The organism is Aequorivita sp. CIP111184 (genome assembly GCF_900489465.1).
In the GTDB taxonomy this organism is placed as follows: Bacteria; Bacteroidota; Bacteroidia; order Flavobacteriales; family Flavobacteriaceae; genus Aequorivita.
Genome location: NZ_UEFQ01000013.1, coordinates 62,738 through 80,458 on the forward strand (window position 1 = coordinate 62,738; position 17,721 = coordinate 80,458).

13 protein-coding genes are annotated in these 17,721 nt (G+C 37.3%); 5 read left to right on the forward strand and 8 right to left on the reverse strand.

The features are described from left to right. Positions 1 to 57: 57 nt before the first annotated feature. Positions 58 to 1,569 (forward strand): MauE/DoxX family redox-associated membrane protein, encoded by a 1,512-nt coding sequence (locus AEQU1_RS00420; protein WP_111877897.1) that lies wholly within the window; start codon positions 58 to 60, stop codon positions 1,567 to 1,569. A gap of 85 nt (positions 1,570 to 1,654) precedes the next feature. Continuing rightward, complete coding sequence (locus tag AEQU1_RS00425) at positions 1,655 to 1,912, forward strand: DUF6520 family protein (protein ID WP_111877899.1); 258 nt, start codon at positions 1,655 to 1,657, stop codon at positions 1,910 to 1,912. 22 nt (positions 1,913 to 1,934) lie between these two features. Here the strand turns inward: AEQU1_RS00425 and AEQU1_RS00430 are convergent, their stop codons facing one another. Genes AEQU1_RS00430 through AEQU1_RS00440 form a run of 3 tightly spaced genes read right to left on the reverse strand, consistent with a single transcriptional unit; the run spans position 1,935 to position 8,990 of the window. After that, on the reverse strand, positions 1,935 to 4,583 hold the full coding sequence (locus AEQU1_RS00430; protein ID WP_111877900.1) for a prolyl oligopeptidase family serine peptidase: 2,649 nt from the start codon (positions 4,581 to 4,583) through the stop codon (positions 1,935 to 1,937). A 9-nt stretch (positions 4,584 to 4,592) separates the two neighbouring features. Beyond that, positions 4,593 to 5,987 carry a RagB/SusD family nutrient uptake outer membrane protein gene (locus AEQU1_RS00435; RefSeq protein ID WP_111877902.1) on the reverse strand — a complete coding sequence of 465 codons (1,395 nt, stop codon included), beginning with the start codon at positions 5,985 to 5,987 and terminating at the stop codon, positions 4,593 to 4,595. 18 nt (positions 5,988 to 6,005) lie between these two features. Next, entirely contained in the window at positions 6,006 to 8,990 is a 2,985-nt protein-coding gene (locus AEQU1_RS00440; RefSeq protein WP_111877903.1) for a SusC/RagA family TonB-linked outer membrane protein, read from the reverse strand. Between the two features lie 512 nt (positions 8,991 to 9,502). Here AEQU1_RS00440 and AEQU1_RS00445 point away from each other — a divergent pair. From AEQU1_RS00445 to AEQU1_RS16255, 3 genes are all read left to right on the forward strand, one after another. Further along, a complete protein-coding gene (locus AEQU1_RS00445; protein ID WP_111877905.1) occupies positions 9,503 to 10,030 on the forward strand; it encodes a hypothetical protein in 528 nt (175 codons plus the stop codon). A 294-nt stretch (positions 10,031 to 10,324) separates the two neighbouring features. Next, positions 10,325 to 11,056, forward strand: coding sequence for a hypothetical protein (locus AEQU1_RS00450; protein ID WP_111877907.1), 732 nt, complete (start codon positions 10,325 to 10,327; stop codon positions 11,054 to 11,056). A gap of 246 nt (positions 11,057 to 11,302) precedes the next feature. Next, complete coding sequence (locus AEQU1_RS16255; protein WP_258455064.1) at positions 11,303 to 11,434, forward strand: hypothetical protein; 132 nt, start codon at positions 11,303 to 11,305, stop codon at positions 11,432 to 11,434. Between the two features lie 577 nt (positions 11,435 to 12,011). On the opposite strand, the gene AEQU1_RS00455 is transcribed toward AEQU1_RS16255, so the two are convergent. The 5 genes from AEQU1_RS00455 to AEQU1_RS00475 are packed head-to-tail and all read right to left on the reverse strand — an operon-like array spanning position 12,012 to position 17,601. Further along, positions 12,012 to 12,530 carry a hypothetical protein gene (locus tag AEQU1_RS00455; RefSeq protein WP_111877908.1) on the reverse strand — a complete coding sequence of 173 codons (519 nt, stop codon included), beginning with the start codon at positions 12,528 to 12,530 and terminating at the stop codon, positions 12,012 to 12,014. Beyond that, entirely contained in the window at positions 12,514 to 13,803 is a 1,290-nt protein-coding gene (locus tag AEQU1_RS00460; RefSeq protein WP_146743686.1) for a hypothetical protein, read from the reverse strand. The genes AEQU1_RS00455 and AEQU1_RS00460 overlap by 17 nt, the downstream gene beginning before the upstream one ends. Continuing rightward, positions 13,725 to 15,830: a type II secretion system protein GspD gene (locus AEQU1_RS00465; protein WP_111877912.1), complete on the reverse strand. Its 2,106-nt coding sequence runs from the start codon at positions 15,828 to 15,830 to the stop codon at positions 13,725 to 13,727. The genes AEQU1_RS00460 and AEQU1_RS00465 overlap by 79 nt, the downstream gene beginning before the upstream one ends. Before the next feature lie 8 nt (positions 15,831 to 15,838). Then, positions 15,839 to 17,239 carry a GspE/PulE family protein gene (locus AEQU1_RS00470; protein WP_111877913.1) on the reverse strand — a complete coding sequence of 467 codons (1,401 nt, stop codon included), beginning with the start codon at positions 17,237 to 17,239 and terminating at the stop codon, positions 15,839 to 15,841. Next, complete coding sequence (locus tag AEQU1_RS00475) at positions 17,239 to 17,601, reverse strand: hypothetical protein (RefSeq protein WP_146743687.1); 363 nt, start codon at positions 17,599 to 17,601, stop codon at positions 17,239 to 17,241. Before AEQU1_RS00475 ends, AEQU1_RS00470 begins: the two co-directional genes overlap by 1 nt. Positions 17,602 to 17,721 lie beyond the last annotated feature (120 nt).

A 17,721-nucleotide genomic window follows, 5' to 3' on the forward strand; every position in this document is an offset into this window, starting at 1 on the left:
AATACTCCAGAAATCACAAATTTTAATATCGAACTTTATCATATCAAATTGAATGATATGGTATTAAATGAAACATATAGAAAACTAATCATAAATATTATTAGTCTTTTATTTATTCTTTTATTTGTGTATGCGGCTCTCAGTAAGCTTTTGGATTATGAAACCTTCCAGATCCAACTCGCTCAATCTCCATTATTAAGTGCCTATGCTGGGATTGTGTCTGTACTGGTGCCGAGCATTGAAATTCTATTGGCTGTGTTGCTTGTAATTCCTCGTTTTAGATTCCCCGCTCTCATTGGCTGCTTTTGGTTAATGGTTATGTTTACAGCTTATATAGTCATTATTCTCAATTTCTCTGACTTTGTTCCTTGTTCTTGTGGGGGTGTACTTGAAAAACTGAGTTGGACGGAACACCTCTTTTTCAATATTTCCTTTATTATATTGGCAGTGGTGGGAATCCTACTCGAATCCCAACTTCCTAGATCTGGCAAGTTGATGACCTCAAATAAGGTCGTGTTTTTTGCTCTTTTAATTATTGCCGCTTCTGCAACGCTTATGTTGACAGTTCTGTTTATAAGCTCTGAGAAGAAAATTTACAGGAATGAGGCCTTCCAGCGTAAATACCTCCCTCGTGCTGCGGAGTATTTAGGTGATTATGAGCTTGGCTCGAATACGTATTACCTCGCAGGTTTTAAGGATAGTGTTATTTATATTGGGAATTTTCACGCTCCTCTGTATCTAAAAACTATCGATGTTTCCTTGAGGCATATTGAGGATTTCCCGGTTACCATTAGTAACCTTGAGCTCCCGTACCGAAGGGCGCGTATAATGGTGGAGCCTCCTTTCTTTTTTGTGGGGGACGGTACCGTGCCCGTACTTTTTCGGGGAAAAACAAATGATTGGCAAGCAACATTATTCAGTTATGACGAAGCCTACTTTAAACAATTTGAAATAGCGGATTCTACCCATATTGGCCTTGCGGGCATATCCGCTATCACTTCAACCACAAATCTTGGGCTCATTACTAAAGCGACTGCCCAGGACACCGTAATTTTTAACGATAAGATTATAACCAAACAGTTTGATGGAATATTTGATAGTGATGGCTTGCTGCTATGGAACTATGCACATAAAAAATTCATCTACACTTATTTTTATCGAAACAGTTATGAGGTAACGGATGAAAACTTGAACTATAAATATTCCGGAAAAACCATTGATACTGTAAGCAAAGCAATTTTGGATATTGCCCATCACAGTAAAAAAGATCAATACAAGAGGGGACAATCCGTAACTGTCAATAGACTTACTGCGACATACGGGGACTACCTTTATATCAATAGCGACCGTTTGGGAAGATTTGAAGATAAAACGGCTACTGATTCCGCGTCTATTATAGATGTCTACAATATTGTTACGAATAGCTACGAATTCAGTTTTTACCTCTACCACCAAGAAAATAAAAAACTTGATGGTTTTCGTATTTACAAGGATATTTTGATTGCCCTTGTAGACGGAAAATTATGGATTTATAAGTTAAAGCCGGAGAATTTTAATCCCCAGCTCTAACACAACACATACTGGCCAGTATCAGGAATAAGACCGAACACCTGTAAAAAATAGTAGGTCGCTAATTCATTAAAAATTTTATATTATGAGAACAAAAATTTTAAAGTTCGGAATGCCCATGATGGCATTTTTATTGGCAATCGTGTTTGCTTTTGCAAATGTGAACAATACCCCGGTTGAGAACAATGCCTTGATTACTGGGTATGTTTTAAGTAATGCAGGATGTACCCCAGTTCCAACAAATTGCGTTATTGTGAGCGGGGGACCTGTTTGTAAATACGACGGAAAAACTGTACATAGAAATCCAAATTGTACTAATTTCTTGTATGAATGGATGCCCTAATCTCTGAATAAGGTTTTCTCGTTTAATCTGAAACGGGAGAACCTTTTTCAATTCCATTGTTTTTGAGATATTTTTCCATCCAGTCAAATATAGTCGATGATAAATGAGTTTGATTCTCCGCTTTGTTTATCGCATGTCCTTCCTTATCGTATAAAATTAATTTTGCTTTCTTTTTTAATCTCTTCAATGCCAAAAACATTTGGACGCTTTGACTCCAATTTACATTGGTATCAGTATTCCCTGTCCATAAAAGCAAGGGTGTTTCAATATTTTCCACATGTTGTAAGGGCGAATTCCTTAAGTATGAATCCTTCATTTTGTAAAAGGAATTCCCAAACCGTAATTGTTGATTCTCAAGACGCCACATTTGCTCGTACTTAGAATCCCAATGAACCTGATGGTAGTAATTTACCACATCAGTGATTGGCGCTCCAGCTACGGCTACCGCAAACAAATCTGTTTGGGTAATGATAAAAGCGGTTTCATAACCCCCAAAGGAATGACCAATTAGCCCTATCCGTTTCTTATCCACCAGCCCAGTTTCCAGTACTTTTTCTACGGCGGCACTAACCGATTTGAATGCCGAAATTCCAGGTTCTCCAATAGTATAGGAAATATCGGGATAGAGCACAAAATAATCATTCAGGGTAAACTTCAGTAAATTGAAACCATCATACGATAAATTCGATGGCGGTTCAAAATTATTTATATCGCGGGACTCCTTTTCATAAATTTCCACAATAAGTGGATATTTTTTATTGGAATCATAATTGGCAGGATATATTAAAGAGCCGCGCAAGGAAGTACCATCTTCCAATCCATATTCAATAAACTCCGAAGTTCCAAGATCATAATCCATTAACTCCTTATTGGTTTGGTGGATAATCCTTTTTGTCTTTTTCTTTAAATCGTATGAGTGAATACTGATAGGTTGATCAAAACGTTGCTGTCTATAAACCAAAACTCTCGAATCCTGGTCTATGTGAACCTGGTCAATTTTTCCATTCTCAAGTAGGAGGGGCTGGATTTCAGAGTTTTCATTCCAGTAGGCAAAACCTGTTTCATAGCTTTTATAATCGAATACTTCCAACAAGATTCCAGTATTCGAATCAAATGAAGAACTTGAGAAATTGGGATTGATGGTTAGGAATTTAAATGGTTTTCTACCATCATCCCTGTTTATCCTGTATCGAATATTTTCCTCCCTGCCTTGGGTAATCCTTTTTTTAGTTTTTCCATCTGGGCTCATCAACCAGATATCGAACTGGTCATATAACACCAAATAGTCATCATTTTCCAGCCAGCCCGGATTACCATAGGGAATGGGATCTCCGGGAAGCTGGTGTTCTGAATTGCAAAAGGTCTGGTTAGATTTTTTTGAGATATTTACATTTTCGTCAATACCAACGTTGTATACCCACCAATCAGTACCCTTAAAATAGGTTATGTAGTTTCCAGTTGGAGATATATTCACAAAATTCCCTCCTGTGTATTGGTTTTTACTTATCAACTTTAATTCCCCAGTTTTAAGGTTTTTTAAATATAAATCCACACTAGGGAAATATTTATACAATGGCTCGTACTGCAATTGATCATAAACCACGGCGAAATCATGGTTTACGCTCATTGCGGACGTATGTAATTCTTTGGTCTCTATTTCTCTTAATGCCCCACTCTCTGGATACCAAGCTGTTAAGGAGTACTGGCCTTCTTCCTCCCGGTACATCGTCATCCGGGGTCCAATCCACGGATCGCCGGCATCCCACACTTCGGCATCATTCACGTTTCCTTCATTGCTTGGGCTCAGGTTTTGTAGATAAAAAATAATTTTTTTTCCATTCGCCGCTATAAAAGGTTTTCTGTCACTAAGACGAAAATTTTTAAACTTTTCCTGAATCAATGTGTCAGATAGCACTTTCGAATTACCTATAATTTGATTGTAATAGTTTAATTGGCGAACTCCATTTTTGGTATCTACAAAAACCATTTCCTCCCCAGAATCGCTCAATCCAAGGTGCTCAATCTTATCTTTGTTTTTGGTGAAAAGGTATTGGGTTCGAACTTTTTCTACTTCAAATCGAATTATTTGTGAATGTTCTGGAGTTTCCTTGGTGGCATAAAGAACATTTTTGGTGGGGTGCCAATTATATTTACTTGTATTATTGAGGGTGTATATTATGCTTTTGCTTTTCAGGTCTATCACTAATACTTCCTTTCCCTTCCCGAATTCTTCCCTTTGAGCAGCAATATAATTGCCATTACTGGATTGGCTATAGGAGGTTATATGGCTATAGCGGACTTCTTCCAGACTGTACAAATCTATAATCAACAGTTGTTTTTCCTTGCTTATACACGTAAACAAGCTACTGTTTACCGAAAAATTCAACCAGTCGCTTTCGGGTAGGAGAAATTGTTTTTTCCCTTGTATTTCTTTAACTGAAAGTTTTTTTTTATCACCCGAAAAGACCTCAGTAAAGACTATCCACTTACCATCATTCGAAATCTCTAGAATGTTCGTGTCCGAGCTCCACAAGGAGTCCAATCCGGAGGAGTAAGGAGACTTATGGGGTCTTTGTGCCACTACCATGGCATTTGATAGTAATATTAGGTAGATTGCAGCCACAAGAATGATTCTTAGCATTCTGGCAACCCTTTTTCTTTTTAATTTCATTATAAAAGTTTAATAACCGGAGTTCTGTGGATTTAGATTGGGGTTCATCATAAGTTCGGCTTCTGGAATTGGGAGCAATATATCTGTAGTCTTCCATCCAGATTTGATAGGTGCGAGGATTTCATTCGCCAGATCAAGTCTTTTTATATCGAACCACCTATGCCCGAATTCGGTGAATAATTCATGGAAGCGTTCGTTAATAATGGCCTCAATTATTCCACTTTCACTGTTTGCATCAACATCCATTAAACCCGCCCTGTTACGAATAACATTAATGTCTTCCAAAGCTCCGGAAAGATTGCCCTGTTTTACACGGGCTTCAGCACGAATTAAAAATTGCTCCGATATTCTCAGAATTATACTGTACTCTATACTTGTGCCGGTATTGGAATTGTATTTATACTTGTAGGGAAAATACCATGTTTCGGTACCATCCGTAACCGCTCCAATCCATTGGTTTTTCCTGTTATCTCCTTCCTCCATGCCCTCAATGAATTCTGGATTTAACGCTACCAGAGGGGGAGGCCCGGATGTAAAAAGGAAGGTTGAAGCCTCCAAGGTATTTCCGCCATCATACTTAGGCCGTAATTGTAAGATTGTAGAGGTACTTTCTTTTAAAAATTCCTGGCTCACCTCCGGTTCCAAACGAAAAACAAAAACATTATTTATCAAGGTACCCGCTTCCGTTTCCGCCAAACTCCACTGTTTTGTATATAAATATACCCTTGCAAGCAGTGCTGCTACCACCATTTGGTTTGCCCGCGTTCGTTCATCTAATAGGTAATTTGTGCCAAGCAAAGATTTTGCTTCTTTTAAATCAGTTATTATCATTTCATAGACCTTTGAGACGGGTACTTTTGGTAAATTTCTATTTGTCTCATATTTGGTACCGGTAGGATAGGGTATATCCCCGAAAAGATTCACAAGATAAAAATAGGCTAAGGAACGAATAAACATTGCTTCCCCTCGCAGTTGGGCCTTGGTCCCATTACTTAAGGTTTTGGAATTTTCCAGGCCTGCCAAGGTCGCGTTTGTCATATATATTAGGGAATATGACCCGTTCCAAAGGTTCTCTACAATCAAATCATCGGAGTATACTTGATGTTGGTAAAAACTATCCATGGGCTCTCCTCCAAATCCATAAAAATCCAACTCATCTGCGTAAATGCCCATTAAAGTACCCACCCCCTCAGGTCTCCCAGTCAATAATACTTCATCCCGTAATTTTCCATATAGGGTCATAACGGCAGCAGTGGCTGTAGTCTCATCTTCATATACTTCCGAACTTTCTATTTGTCCTAACGGCCCATCGACTTCTAAAAAATCTTCACAACTACAAATTAATAATGTGCAAAGGAGTAAGTAAATATATTTTTTGATTCTATGTTGTCTTGTTTTTTTCATCACTTTAGCTATTTAATTTTATAAATGAAATTGTGCTCCGAATGTTATTCTTCGGAGTGGTGGAATAAAGCCTTTTGCTTGTTCAGGATCCCCGCCTTCGAATCGGCTATATGTTAAAAGATTTATCCCTTGGAGATAGAGTCGGCAAGAAGCGCCACCTTCATTTCCCAATAGTAATCTATAGGCAACTTCTAGGGAGCGTAGCCTTATGAACGAAGCGTCCGAAATGGTACCACTGCTTTGGGTAAATCGTGAATAAGCCAAATACGCCTCATAATCCTCTCCCGTAGTAAAGCGTTGCATTGCAGCAATATCTCCAGGTTGTTGCCACCGATCCAAAACGCTTACGGGCTGATTGGAAAGTGTGCCGGCAGGGTCTGTATATCGATATTGGTTATATCCTTTTTTCTTTGCAAATTGTAAAAGAAAATCTAAGGACCATGCTTTATAAGTAATGGAATTTGACAGTCCTCCAAAATATTGAGGAGATAGGTCCGCAATATACTGTCTGTCTTTATCACTACTTATTACGCCATCCCCATTAAAATCCTTAAATTCAAAAATCCCTGTTTCAGGATTTACGCCTTCCAGTTCATAGAGCTTTACTATGGTTAGTGGCTTACCAACAACATAACGATTTGCATATGTTGAGTTCTCAAGGCCAGGAAAGGCCAGTAACTTGTTTCGAGGCAATGAAAGGTTTATGGAACTATCCCAGGAAAAATTCTTTCTATGTGCCAAGACCCCTTCTAAATTAAATTCAAGGCCGGAATTCTCAACTTCCGCCCCTAGATTGGATTGGATACTTGTAAATCCCGTTGTTCCCGGTAAGGCGTAATTCACTAGCTGATTTGAAGATGTGTTATTATAATAAGCTACTGAAAATGAGATGTTTTTATCAAAGAAATCCATCTCTACAGCTGCTTCGCGTTTGAGGATTTTTTCCCATTTAAAATTTGGATTGTAAAGCCGTGAGGGCACCAGACCTATACTTCCCTCATAAGGATAATCCTGAATGGTGTAAGTCTGCAAATACTGATAATCACCTATTTGGTCATTTCCTGTAATTCCGTAACTTCCTCGTAACTTTCCAAAACTTATCCAGGAATAATTATTTCTTTCCGTAAATATCCATGCCGCCCCAACAGCTCCAAAATTGCCATATTTGTTGTTTGGCCCAAATCTACTGGAGCCATCCCGTCTTCCCGTCACATTCAGGAAAAGCTGGTTCCTATAGGCATAGTTGATCCTGCCAAAAATGGAATGATATTTATATTCTGTTTTCTTTTCACCCAATATAAAAAGGGTAGTGGCAGCACTCAAGTTGTTAATGAAGTTATTGGTTGAAAATCCCATTCCCATCACGCCGTTTTGCTCATTTGCCGTTTCTTGAAATGAAGTGCCAAGTAATATATCCCATACATTTTCACCTATTTTTTTATGCCATCTCACTTGGGGCTCCGTTATCCAATAGGTCCGCCTTGCGTCAGTTGTAATAAGAGAGGAAAATCCACTATCCAGCCCAAAGGCCGGATCGTATATAGTATGCGGGGTGGTGGTCTGGCTTCTCAAGTGAGTGAACCCGTATCCAGCGTTAATCTTTATTTCAAAATTATCTAATAGGGAATAGGAAATTATTGTATTTGAAATGAGATTTTTGGAGTCTTGGCTGTATTTACTCTCCACTGCTGCCAAAGGATTGGCCCAAGTACTATCTTCCCAATTTAGATTTCCATTTTCGTCATATAAGGCAGGTGCGTTCGGGGCAAGCCGTAAGGCATCGGAAGTAAAATCTATACTGGGTAAATTATTTCCCTCAAGGGAATAGCCTGCGCTGAAAACAATCTTGAATCGCTCATCCTTCCCTTGATGGTTGAGGTTCGTATTTACACTGAGCCTATCGTAGGCAAAATTTCCTGCAAACACCGTGGTCTCTTCTTGATATTGCCCACCAAGTAGGAACTGGGTATCGGCATTCCCTCCAGAAGCCTGCGCGAATATTTTGCGGGCATTGACAGTCCTCCCTGTAAGTTCTTTTTGCCAATCAGTATTGCGATTTAAATCCCAAGTACCATTTACATCGTAGGCAGTGGCGGGATATTCTGTGATACCATCATTTGCGAAAGCTTCCCGTCTCATCTCCAAATATTGCGCAGTATTTAAAAGTTTAGCCATTCGATTTATTTGGGCAATTCCCGTACTGCTACTTACGGTTATTTTGGTCTTTCCTTCCTTGCCTCTTTTAGTGGTTATAAGCACCACCCCATTGGCGCCCCTGGAACCATAAATTGCCGTGGCATCTGCATCCTTAAGAATTTCAATTGATTCAATAGATTCTGGATTTATTGCATTTAGTACGCTAATATCTGCCCCAGGTATAATTCCTCCTGCAGTGTTAGAAGAACCAAGTGTTTTTATATCATAAGGCACACCGTCAATAATATAGAGCGGTTCATTCCCGGCCATCAAACTGTTTTGACCTCGGATACGCACTTTAAATCCGCCGCCTGGAACTCCTGAATTTTGGACTACATCCACTCCAGTTACCCTTCCCTGCATCGCTTCTAGTGGATTGTTGATCGGCTGTTTGTCGATTTCAGCAGCAGTTACGCGACCTATACTTCCCGTGCGCTTTTTGTCTGTGGTATTATAATACCCCGCATTAATAACCACTTGATCCAAAGTCGTTGCATCAGGAAACATGATAACATTTAGAATAGTTTTATTGTCCACAGCAATTTCCTGCATTTTATACCCCAAATAACTAAAAACAAGTGTATCAGTATTATTTGCAGCTATTTCATAATGCCCATCCATATCACTCTGTGTACCGCGTGAGGTGTTTTTTACCAAAATATTCACCCCACCCAAAGGCTCATTGGCATCTGTAATAATGCCTGAGATTGGAGGGGAGCCATTTTGGGAAGTTAGGGTTGTGCTAAGCGCCCATAGCAGGGCAAAAGATAAGGGCAGGACATAGTAGTGCCTGTAATTATTTTTCATAATTTTGCATCAGTTAAGTTTAAATATTATTTAACTACTGGCCTGCTCCGTGGTCCTCGAAAACTGGGAGCGGGTCATTTTTTGGTAATGAGATGTGAAGCTTGAGACGGATCTCAATACTAACTACTCAATACCATAGTCGCGAAGCTTCTTAAACGAAACTGATTGCTTTGAAGGAAAGTTGAGGGAAGAAATAGCGACCAAGCCCAATACAAAAGGGCGCGGAACTCAACTTACTGTTATCGAGGCACTGGTATGCCCACACACAAATAAGAGAGTTACTCACGCCCCGGGCCGTGAGCACCTTGCTTATTCTCTCGTGTGTTTAAAAATTACCAGTTTTCGATAACGAGATTCAAAGCGAATGCTTCAATATTTTTATACGAAGAATCGCAAATTTAAAGTTTAATATTTATGTATCAAACTCTTAATAAAACAAATATATAAAATAATCTATTAATATTCAAATATTTTCAATTGAAATAGATTATAATATTCATTCAATTTGTTTTATGGAGAGATATATCCAAGAACAAAAGAAAAAAATTGGGCAACGAATCCAAAAGATTATGGCTGCTTTAGATTTAGAACCCGCACAATTTGCTGTCTTAACAAAACTAACCGTTAATACAGTCCTTAACATTGGAGCTGGAAAGGGTTTTAATAGTAACACGATATTAAACATTTCATTCTATACAGGGTTACCTTTAAACGAATTGCTAAATGTCTCCTCTAATAGTCTTGATAGAAAACAACTCAATAAAACTTTTTGGTTGAATGTTAAAACATATAATGCTTCTGCATATAAAAAATTCAATCAAAAACGTTTTACTATTGTAGAAGCAATAAGAGAATTAGCCAAAAATACTTCCTTTTTTGATATACCTAAAACGACAGGAGAGGTTCGGAATAAAATTGCAAAGGATCATTCAATCTCATTAGAAAGTTCTGCTGTAAGTCAAGCTTTATTGGACTGTGTTAAGGAGAAACTAATAAAAAAAGATAAATTAGGTTTAAGGAACTTTCAATACCATAAATAAATATTTTTATACCATTATTTCTAATCAACGTTTCTTGACAAAGCTGGTTATTTTTTGAATTTTCTCAAAATGAAACAGATAGCTTATCTATTTTGCAATAATTATTATATTTGGTATTCTCCCCAATTTAAAAACCCACTCTTATGATTTTCTGTAATGGGTGGGTTTGAGTTTATTTTATATTTGTAAAATATGCCAATGAAATAATGTTAAAACTTGGGCATAGACAAACAAATAGAAAGGATAAACCCCCTAAAGTTTAGTATTAATAAGTTAAGCACAAGTTGAAAAAATATGGACGAATTTGCATTGGACTCAAAAAGTGTTTATAAAATACTTACAACTAAAAACATAAAATTTTTTCATCACGTAAATACATTTCAAACCTCCAAAACATTCATTGAAAATAATGCATTGTTATCTCGCAAGTTTGTAAGCGATAATAGCCTCAATCAGACGTCTCAAAGTTCTGATGCAATAGATATAAAATACGATGTATATGACGACATATTTGTAGATGGTTTAGATTTGCACGAGCATTTTAGTAGAAATAGCTCATATGGTCCCTTTATGTTCAAAATAGATTTGAAACTACTAACTGTACCAAGTTTTTCCAAGATTTATATTACAAAAGATAATCCGACCAATTGGAACTTAAAACCAAAATTAACGGATAGATATTATAATGATTTAAAAGAATTTGAAAAAGATTATAGAAATAGCGGTAAGGTAAAAGATGGGCAGATAATGTTTACGTTTAAAAATGTTTCAACTAATTTAAAATTGAATAAATTTTGTAAAGAAGTTATAGTCGACAATCCTTACATATTTTCTACTGATAAATCTAAAAGTTTAGGTCATATAACTTTTGATAAAATTGTAGCCGAATTAAAAAATAACGGACTTGGTCATATAAATGTAACTTTGCGACATTCAGATAAAACAGTTCCGTTTTGTTGGTGTATAACCAATTATGGTCAAATGAGATTAGTAAATAAGGCTAAATTACGGACAATGTACATCTGAAAAAACCTGTGGCTAATAACTAAACATTCGTGTGGTCGGAACGACCCAACGGGAATATAGGGCTGAACAATAATAAGATTTTAATATTTTTTGTATTCTCCTCAATTTAAAAGCCCTCTATTGCGGTTTTTCGTAATGGGTGGGTTTAAGTTTGTTTGTACGGTTTATAACTTCTTGAAATTTAAGAGTAAATTTTCAGATTAAACAATTAAATTTGAGAGTATTAATAATTTAATTTTAGAAGTTATGGCACTTAAACCAGGACCAAAAAGAATAGCAGATTCAACAGGAAAGCCGGATAAACGTCAACGAGATAATAAAGATACACCAGGTAATACACCGTCTTTAAAACCGCCGGTGAGAAAAAAAGGTAAATAACTGAACGTCATACAACAAGTAAACAACTTTGCTAAAATACGTTTGGCTTGTTATTGCTAAGTATTTCTATGAATATCTTGTTAATGCCATTTACGTTTTAAACTAGCAAATTGCTTTTGATATTCTCCCCACTTTAAAAACCTACTCTTACGGTTTTCCGTAATGGGTGGGTTTGCTTTTGTTCTATATTATGGTTATGTAACTCTGTTTTGGAAAAACTAAAGCTTATTTGCATAATCTTTCTTTAAAATTGTAATAGAATATTCTTCGAGGGCTAGGGTAAAAAATAAGGTGAGGAACGGGATATTAAATCGAGTATTTATAAGAAGCCTTTCTTGAAGTTACTTTGAAAAAACCTCCTTAAATGAATTATAAGAGGTTTCAATTAACCTTAAATCTTCTGTAATAATTTCTGCGGTCACCCATTTCCTGTTTAAATGCGATTTCTTTGTTGTAAGAGGTTGTTAGTATTGAAGGCAACTTTACATCCACTCGGTAAAAACCTTCACTATCAGGAATGAGGGAAATGTTTTTACTGTTCCAGTTAGAATAAATGAAAGGGTCTCTTAAATTGAGTTCACTCAGAAACCAAGCTCTCCACAATCACAAAGCACTCTAAATAATCCTTGACTTTCCTGTAATCCTTTTTTCTCTCAAAGTGGACATGGGCAATCTGCCCAAAATTGTATTCCTGTTCCAAGCTGAAGAGAACTTGTTCAATTTCATTATAACTTCCTTCCAGCGTAAATCGGTAGGATGTTGTGGTAGCCCCATTCTCCGAAAAAGTATGGGGTTCGTTAAAATCCGAAATAATAAAATCTCCTGATTCAGATTTGCTATTCAAAAACTCCAAAAGATTGTTTTGGACAGAATTTCCTTTCATATTGTTGAGGCTTAATATAGAATCCACAAAGCGTTCCCGTTGTTCAAGGTTGACTGCAACTAGAGCAGAACCTTCAAGGGTTTCTGTTTTGGCTTCCCTCCTATTTATGGTGCTTTTAAGCGCAAAGGTTTTGGAAAATGCCAAATTATAGGCAATCACCATTGTAAGGAAAAAACCTACTATTAGAAGAATATTTTTAGTTCTTGGAGTCATTTTTTATACCTATCGTTATAGAAAAAGCAGAGTGGTTTTTATCTACATTTCCATAATGTACAACACTCACCTTTTCCACCCATTTCAATTTACCCAAATCTATAATCCATTTTGAAAAATCGGCTTTGTCCTTGCTTTCACCAGAAATAACAATACTATTTTGGGAGTATTCAATTTCTTTGTCGGGCCGAATGGATTTGTTCAGGGGTTGGTATTTAATATCGGAAAACCCAATACTCGAAGGTTTTAATACAACAATTTTATTGAGATAAAAGGAACTTTTGGAAGTGCCGCTATTTAAAATATGGTCAACAAGCTGTTCTTTTTTGTTTACCGCTACCAGCTTAACCTCCATTCCATTTTGCTGTGATTCCATAAATACCAATTCTTCATTCAGCTGTTGTTCCTTTTTAAAATATGAATTGAAAAAAAATGTATTGACCAATAATGAAACTAGTAACAGCCCAACTCCCAAAAACATTCCTTTTTTGAAAAATACTTTTTCTTGATGTAGCCTGAAAAGGTTCTTGTTTTCTTCCCCAAAATTATTTGAGGAGTTGCTATTCGCTCCAGTATAACTAAACAGCATCGCGAGCGATACTAAATATTCGGAAGCTACTTTAATATCCTCAAGTTCGTATATTGTCTCGCTATAATTCTCATTTGGAACAATATTCTTAATATTTTTTTCTTCAACACCAATGAGGAAACGGGGGAGATTAACTTTTTCCTTTTTGAACAAAGGTGCCAATGATTGCAGGGAAGTAATTCCCAAATGAAAACCCAAAACATTGATTTTCTGTTTTTCAAGTTCATTTAGGATATCTTGAACATAATCTTTTCTACATATGGCTATGCTACTACTTTTGGGAGTTTTTAATATTTCATAATAAAAATCTGTAAGCGAGAGTCCGGGAAATGCACTTGAAACAGTTTTAGTATCGCTCTCCTGAGCGGGAACGGATTTGATAAGCACCTTATCAGAATTTATTGCCAAGAAGCAATGTTGTTTATTGGAAAAATTCTTGTCTACATCAGTTATAGAAGAGAACTGCAAAAACTCCAAATCTGTAAACTCTCCGTGTTTCTTTTTTGCGGTAACTCCAAAACATTTTTCTTCGCCTTCGACAATGGTGATTTCCATACCCCAAAAGGTACTTCCATATTCCCAATATGACCTCAGTTTGGAAAGCATCAATAGATCACGGTAGGTTTGATGAGAATGTTCAATTTTCGGTTGCTGTCTTCCCGTCTTTTTTTGCTGAAAATCCATTTGATGATAGGGATACGTGCCAAAAGGGGAACTCCAGAGCCTGAATCGTCCTTTCTTACTTCCTCAATACCACCAAGTATTGCCACGTCCTGCTCGCGCATACGGATGATGGAAGAAAATTCCCTGCTGTTGATTCCGGGTGGGGCATCTTCTGCGACACGTTCTCCGTTAAATGTGGACTGAATTACTTGGATATCGAGGGTAATTTCTCCATCTCCCGCAACGATAGGCATAATCTCAAGAGCAAGTTGAGCGTCAATTGGAACATAATTTTTGATCTCCGAAGTTTGAGGAATCTGAGAACCATAGAAACTTTGCGTTGTAACTGCATAATATGTGGTCTGTCCACTCGACAGATATGCTTTGTGTCCATTAAGCGTACTCAATTTTGGGGTGGAGAGTACTTTTATTTTTCCATTACTTTCCATTGCCTTAATATCAAGATAAAAATTTGGCAATACATTACCAAGGTTTAAAGAACCAAAACCATCAAAATTACCAATTATCTTATTCACGGTATTAGCCCCCAAACGAAGATCGGCAGAAGGGAATACGCTCCCTTGTGTGGTTGTAGGTTTATCTCCTAATCCAAAAGAAATTCCTGTTTCCACTATCGCACTCCTGTTTACTTCCAATATCATTACTTCTATCAGAATGACAGGAACGGGTTTGTCTATATATTTAATAAAACCCTTGAACTTTTCCACTTTCACTCCAGGGCCACTAACAACAAAACTATTGAGTTCTTTGTCAATTTTTATATCGATTCCATCTTTGATGTCATCGGGCAAAATATCCTCAATAGAGGAAAGACTTGAATTACTGCTACTACTGGCAAAACCTTTATTGTTGCTTCCATAGTTCTGTGTCTGATTTTGATTGTTGGCTGGATTGACTCCGCTTGTATTTCCTAATATCCTACGTTGCCCACTACCAGATGGATTTGAAAGCATTTGAACAGAACGGTACATCATTGGCACCAATTCCGTTTGCTTAAGAGATAATTGGTTTTCCGTTCCAAAATAATATACCTTGCCATCTTTAGTATATGTAAAATTTTGGGCGTTGTTGCTAGGGTTATTTCCTCCTTGATTACCATTTTGTGAACTTATTGAGCTTTCAAAAATTTTGTCCAATAAAAGATCAAACGAAATGTTTTCTGCTTTTACGGTAGTAGCCCCAGCATTATCCAATGGGGAAGCCGTGAATATGTCCAGTTTAAGATCATCCCCGATGGTATATATCACATCGGCGATGGGGGTCCTTTGCAGATCAACCGTAACCTTGCGAGCCAAGGTATCGGTAATCGTATAATAAAAGTTGGTTTTGCCTCTGCGGACAGGTCTTGTATTACCAGTCGAAGTATTACCTCCATTTGAGGAGTCATAAGCCGAATCAAAAACATAAAATCCATCTCTTGATTTTGAGAAAAGCAGATTATTGGATTCGGCAAGTTTCTCCATTGCAAGGTCAAAAGGAACATCTTTTATATAAATGGAAAGCGAACTTGATTCTATTTCTGGAGAATACAGTAAGTTCTTTCCGGAAATGTCCATTATTTTTCTAAAAACCTTGTCCAATCTGTCATTCTTAAGATCGAGACTTAGATTGCTATTAGCCAATGAATAGGAGGCATTGATCTCCTTTTCCCTGATTTCTTTTTGGGGCTCAACATATTTTTTGATAGATAAAATATTGCCCGTAAAATCGATATCCAGCTGGTATTCCTTGACAAGGAATATCAACACATCTCCTACCATTACATTAGAAAAATTGTTTACGATAGATATTGAACTCAGTTCTGGGGAAACATTGATGTTCAAACTGTGTACCTTGGCAATAGCTAGCAAAAAATTCGACAGGGTCGTTTGGGTAATATTGATATTGATGGTTTCCTCAAGACCCGGAGCATCAAGTTTCAAAACTTCAAACTGGTTCCGTATGAAATTGATGCGGTTTTCGTCCTGGGCAAAACCTGTCCCCAAAAAGAAAAACAACAATAGTAAACTTAAAAGTATCTTTCTCATATAATATATCAATTTGCCAATAATGAATAAGCCTCATCAATAGAAGTCTCTCCCTTATTTATCATTTCAATGGCATTTGTTTTAAGGGTATTCAGATTATGGTTTGCAAGATAATCATCTATTTGTAATTCGTTGTGCTTGATTGCTGTTTCCAGTTCTTTATTAATAGGAATAATCTCGTACACTGCTTTTCTGCCGTCATAGCCTGTATAGTAACAATGGTTGCAACCTACCGCTGCATAATGCTTTTTAATGGTAGAAGTGTCCGTAAAACTTTCAGGGAATAAGTCCTCCGAAACGACAGTTTCCTTTTTACATTGGGAACATAATTTTCGAACCAAGCGTTGTGCCACACTCATATTGAGGGTAGTCGCCAAAAGATAGGGGGGCACTCCCATATCAATCAATCTAGAAATGGTCGCCCAAGCCGAGTTGGTATGGATAGTTGAAAGCACCAAGTGTCCCGTCAATGCAGCCTTAATTGCCATATTGGCTGTTTTTTCATCACGTATTTCACCTACCATAATAATATCGGGGTCTTGCCTTAAAAATGTACGAAGGGCAGTGGGGAAGTCAAACCCGATATCCTCTTTCAACTGTACCTGATTTATCCCGTCAAGGGTATATTCAATGGGATCCTCTATGGTGAGGATGTTTGTTTCTTCCTTGTTCAAAAGTTTTAAGGTTCCGTACAAAGTAGTTGTTTTACCTGAACCAGTTGGACCCGAGATAAGCACAATTCCATTGGGCATTTTTACACCTTCCATATAGAGTTTTAATTCCCTTGGGTTAAAACCGAGTTGCTCCAACTCTACTGCCTGTGCATCACGTTTTAAGATACGGAGCACCACTTTTTCACCGTAAAGCGTGGGCATTGTGGAGACCCTAATATCAAAATCCTCAGAAACCGCCTTTACGGAAATACGCCCATCCTGTGACAATCGCTTTTGCGAGATATCAAGCCCTGCCTGTATTTTTATCTGGTTGATGAGTTGTGGATATTCCATCATTGGAATCGTGTACTGTTCCTTCAATTTGCCGTCCAACCGAAACCGTACCCTACAATATTCTTCATATGTTTCCAAATGGATATCACTACTATTGAAATCTTTGGCGGTTTGGAGCAACCGCTCCAAAAAATTGGAAGCGTGCAATTCTTTTGTTTCTTCGGTAGCCTGACGGTAATTATAAGTAAGATAAGACTGTATGTTCTCAATGGATTCGCTGACCAAACTTATTTTGAAATTCAGCAAGACTTCCAGTTCTTGTGCTAAAGTTTGTATTTGGGGATTATCTGTCTTTAAAATCACAACCCCCTCCTTTTCCTCTATCGGAACAATACGATAATGAAAGGCCTGATTGGGCGTGATCAATTGTTTTAGTGCAACGGGTATCTCAAATTGTTTCATTACAGTAGGTATAGGGAATCATAAAAGCCAAGCCAACTTACCAAATAGGCGACCATCAAAAAAAGAGAAATATAGCCTGCTAAAGGGATGTTCTTGTTCTTTTTCTTCAACAGTTTGGATAAAGCAAGGTGAAGAACGAATGTAAACAAAATAGAGAACACAAAGAAATTGATAAATGCTCCCGTTGGAAAGCAAAGGGCAAAAGCAATAAAGAAAAGTATGTCCCCCAAGCCCAGAGCTTCCTTTAAAAAATTCTTTTTGAGAACCAGTTCAGCAAAAAGGTAGTTTATCAAGACTACAATCAAGACAATTCCCAGATTTATGCAAACAGAAAGTAAATAATATTCAAGGGTTGAATTCAAAAAAAACAGGTAGCTGCCAAAAATTCCAAAAAGCGGGAATAAAAAAACATATACCTGCCTATCCTTGTGATCCTGCAAGAATATAAACGCTAGGGATATTAACAATAGGATTTTGACCAG

Bases quoted from the DNA above. Each gene is read 5' to 3' on its own strand.
- AEQU1_RS00420 (WP_111877897.1), top strand. From the start codon at position 58: ATGGTATTAAATGAAACATATAGAAAACTAATCATAAATATTATTAGT.
- AEQU1_RS00425 (WP_111877899.1), top strand. From the start codon at position 1,655: ATGAGAACAAAAATTTTAAAGTTCGGAATGCCCATGATGGCATTTTTA.
- AEQU1_RS00430 (WP_111877900.1), bottom strand. From the start codon at position 4,583: ATGAAATTAAAAAGAAAAAGGGTTGCCAGAATGCTAAGAATCATTCTT.
- AEQU1_RS00435 (WP_111877902.1), bottom strand. From the start codon at position 5,987: ATGAAAAAAACAAGACAACATAGAATCAAAAAATATATTTACTTACTC.
- AEQU1_RS00440 (WP_111877903.1), bottom strand. From the start codon at position 8,990: ATGAAAAATAATTACAGGCACTACTATGTCCTGCCCTTATCTTTTGCC.
- AEQU1_RS00445 (WP_111877905.1), top strand. From the start codon at position 9,503: ATGGAGAGATATATCCAAGAACAAAAGAAAAAAATTGGGCAACGAATC.
- AEQU1_RS00450 (WP_111877907.1), top strand. From the start codon at position 10,325: ATGGACGAATTTGCATTGGACTCAAAAAGTGTTTATAAAATACTTACA.
- AEQU1_RS16255 (WP_258455064.1), top strand. From the start codon at position 11,303: ATGGCACTTAAACCAGGACCAAAAAGAATAGCAGATTCAACAGGAAAG.
- AEQU1_RS00455 (WP_111877908.1), bottom strand. From the start codon at position 12,530: ATGACTCCAAGAACTAAAAATATTCTTCTAATAGTAGGTTTTTTCCTT.
- AEQU1_RS00460 (WP_146743686.1), bottom strand. From the start codon at position 13,803: ATGGATTTTCAGCAAAAAAAGACGGGAAGACAGCAACCGAAAATTGAA.
- AEQU1_RS00465 (WP_111877912.1), bottom strand. From the start codon at position 15,830: ATGAGAAAGATACTTTTAAGTTTACTATTGTTGTTTTTCTTTTTGGGG.
- AEQU1_RS00470 (WP_111877913.1), bottom strand. From the start codon at position 17,239: ATGAAACAATTTGAGATACCCGTTGCACTAAAACAATTGATCACGCCC.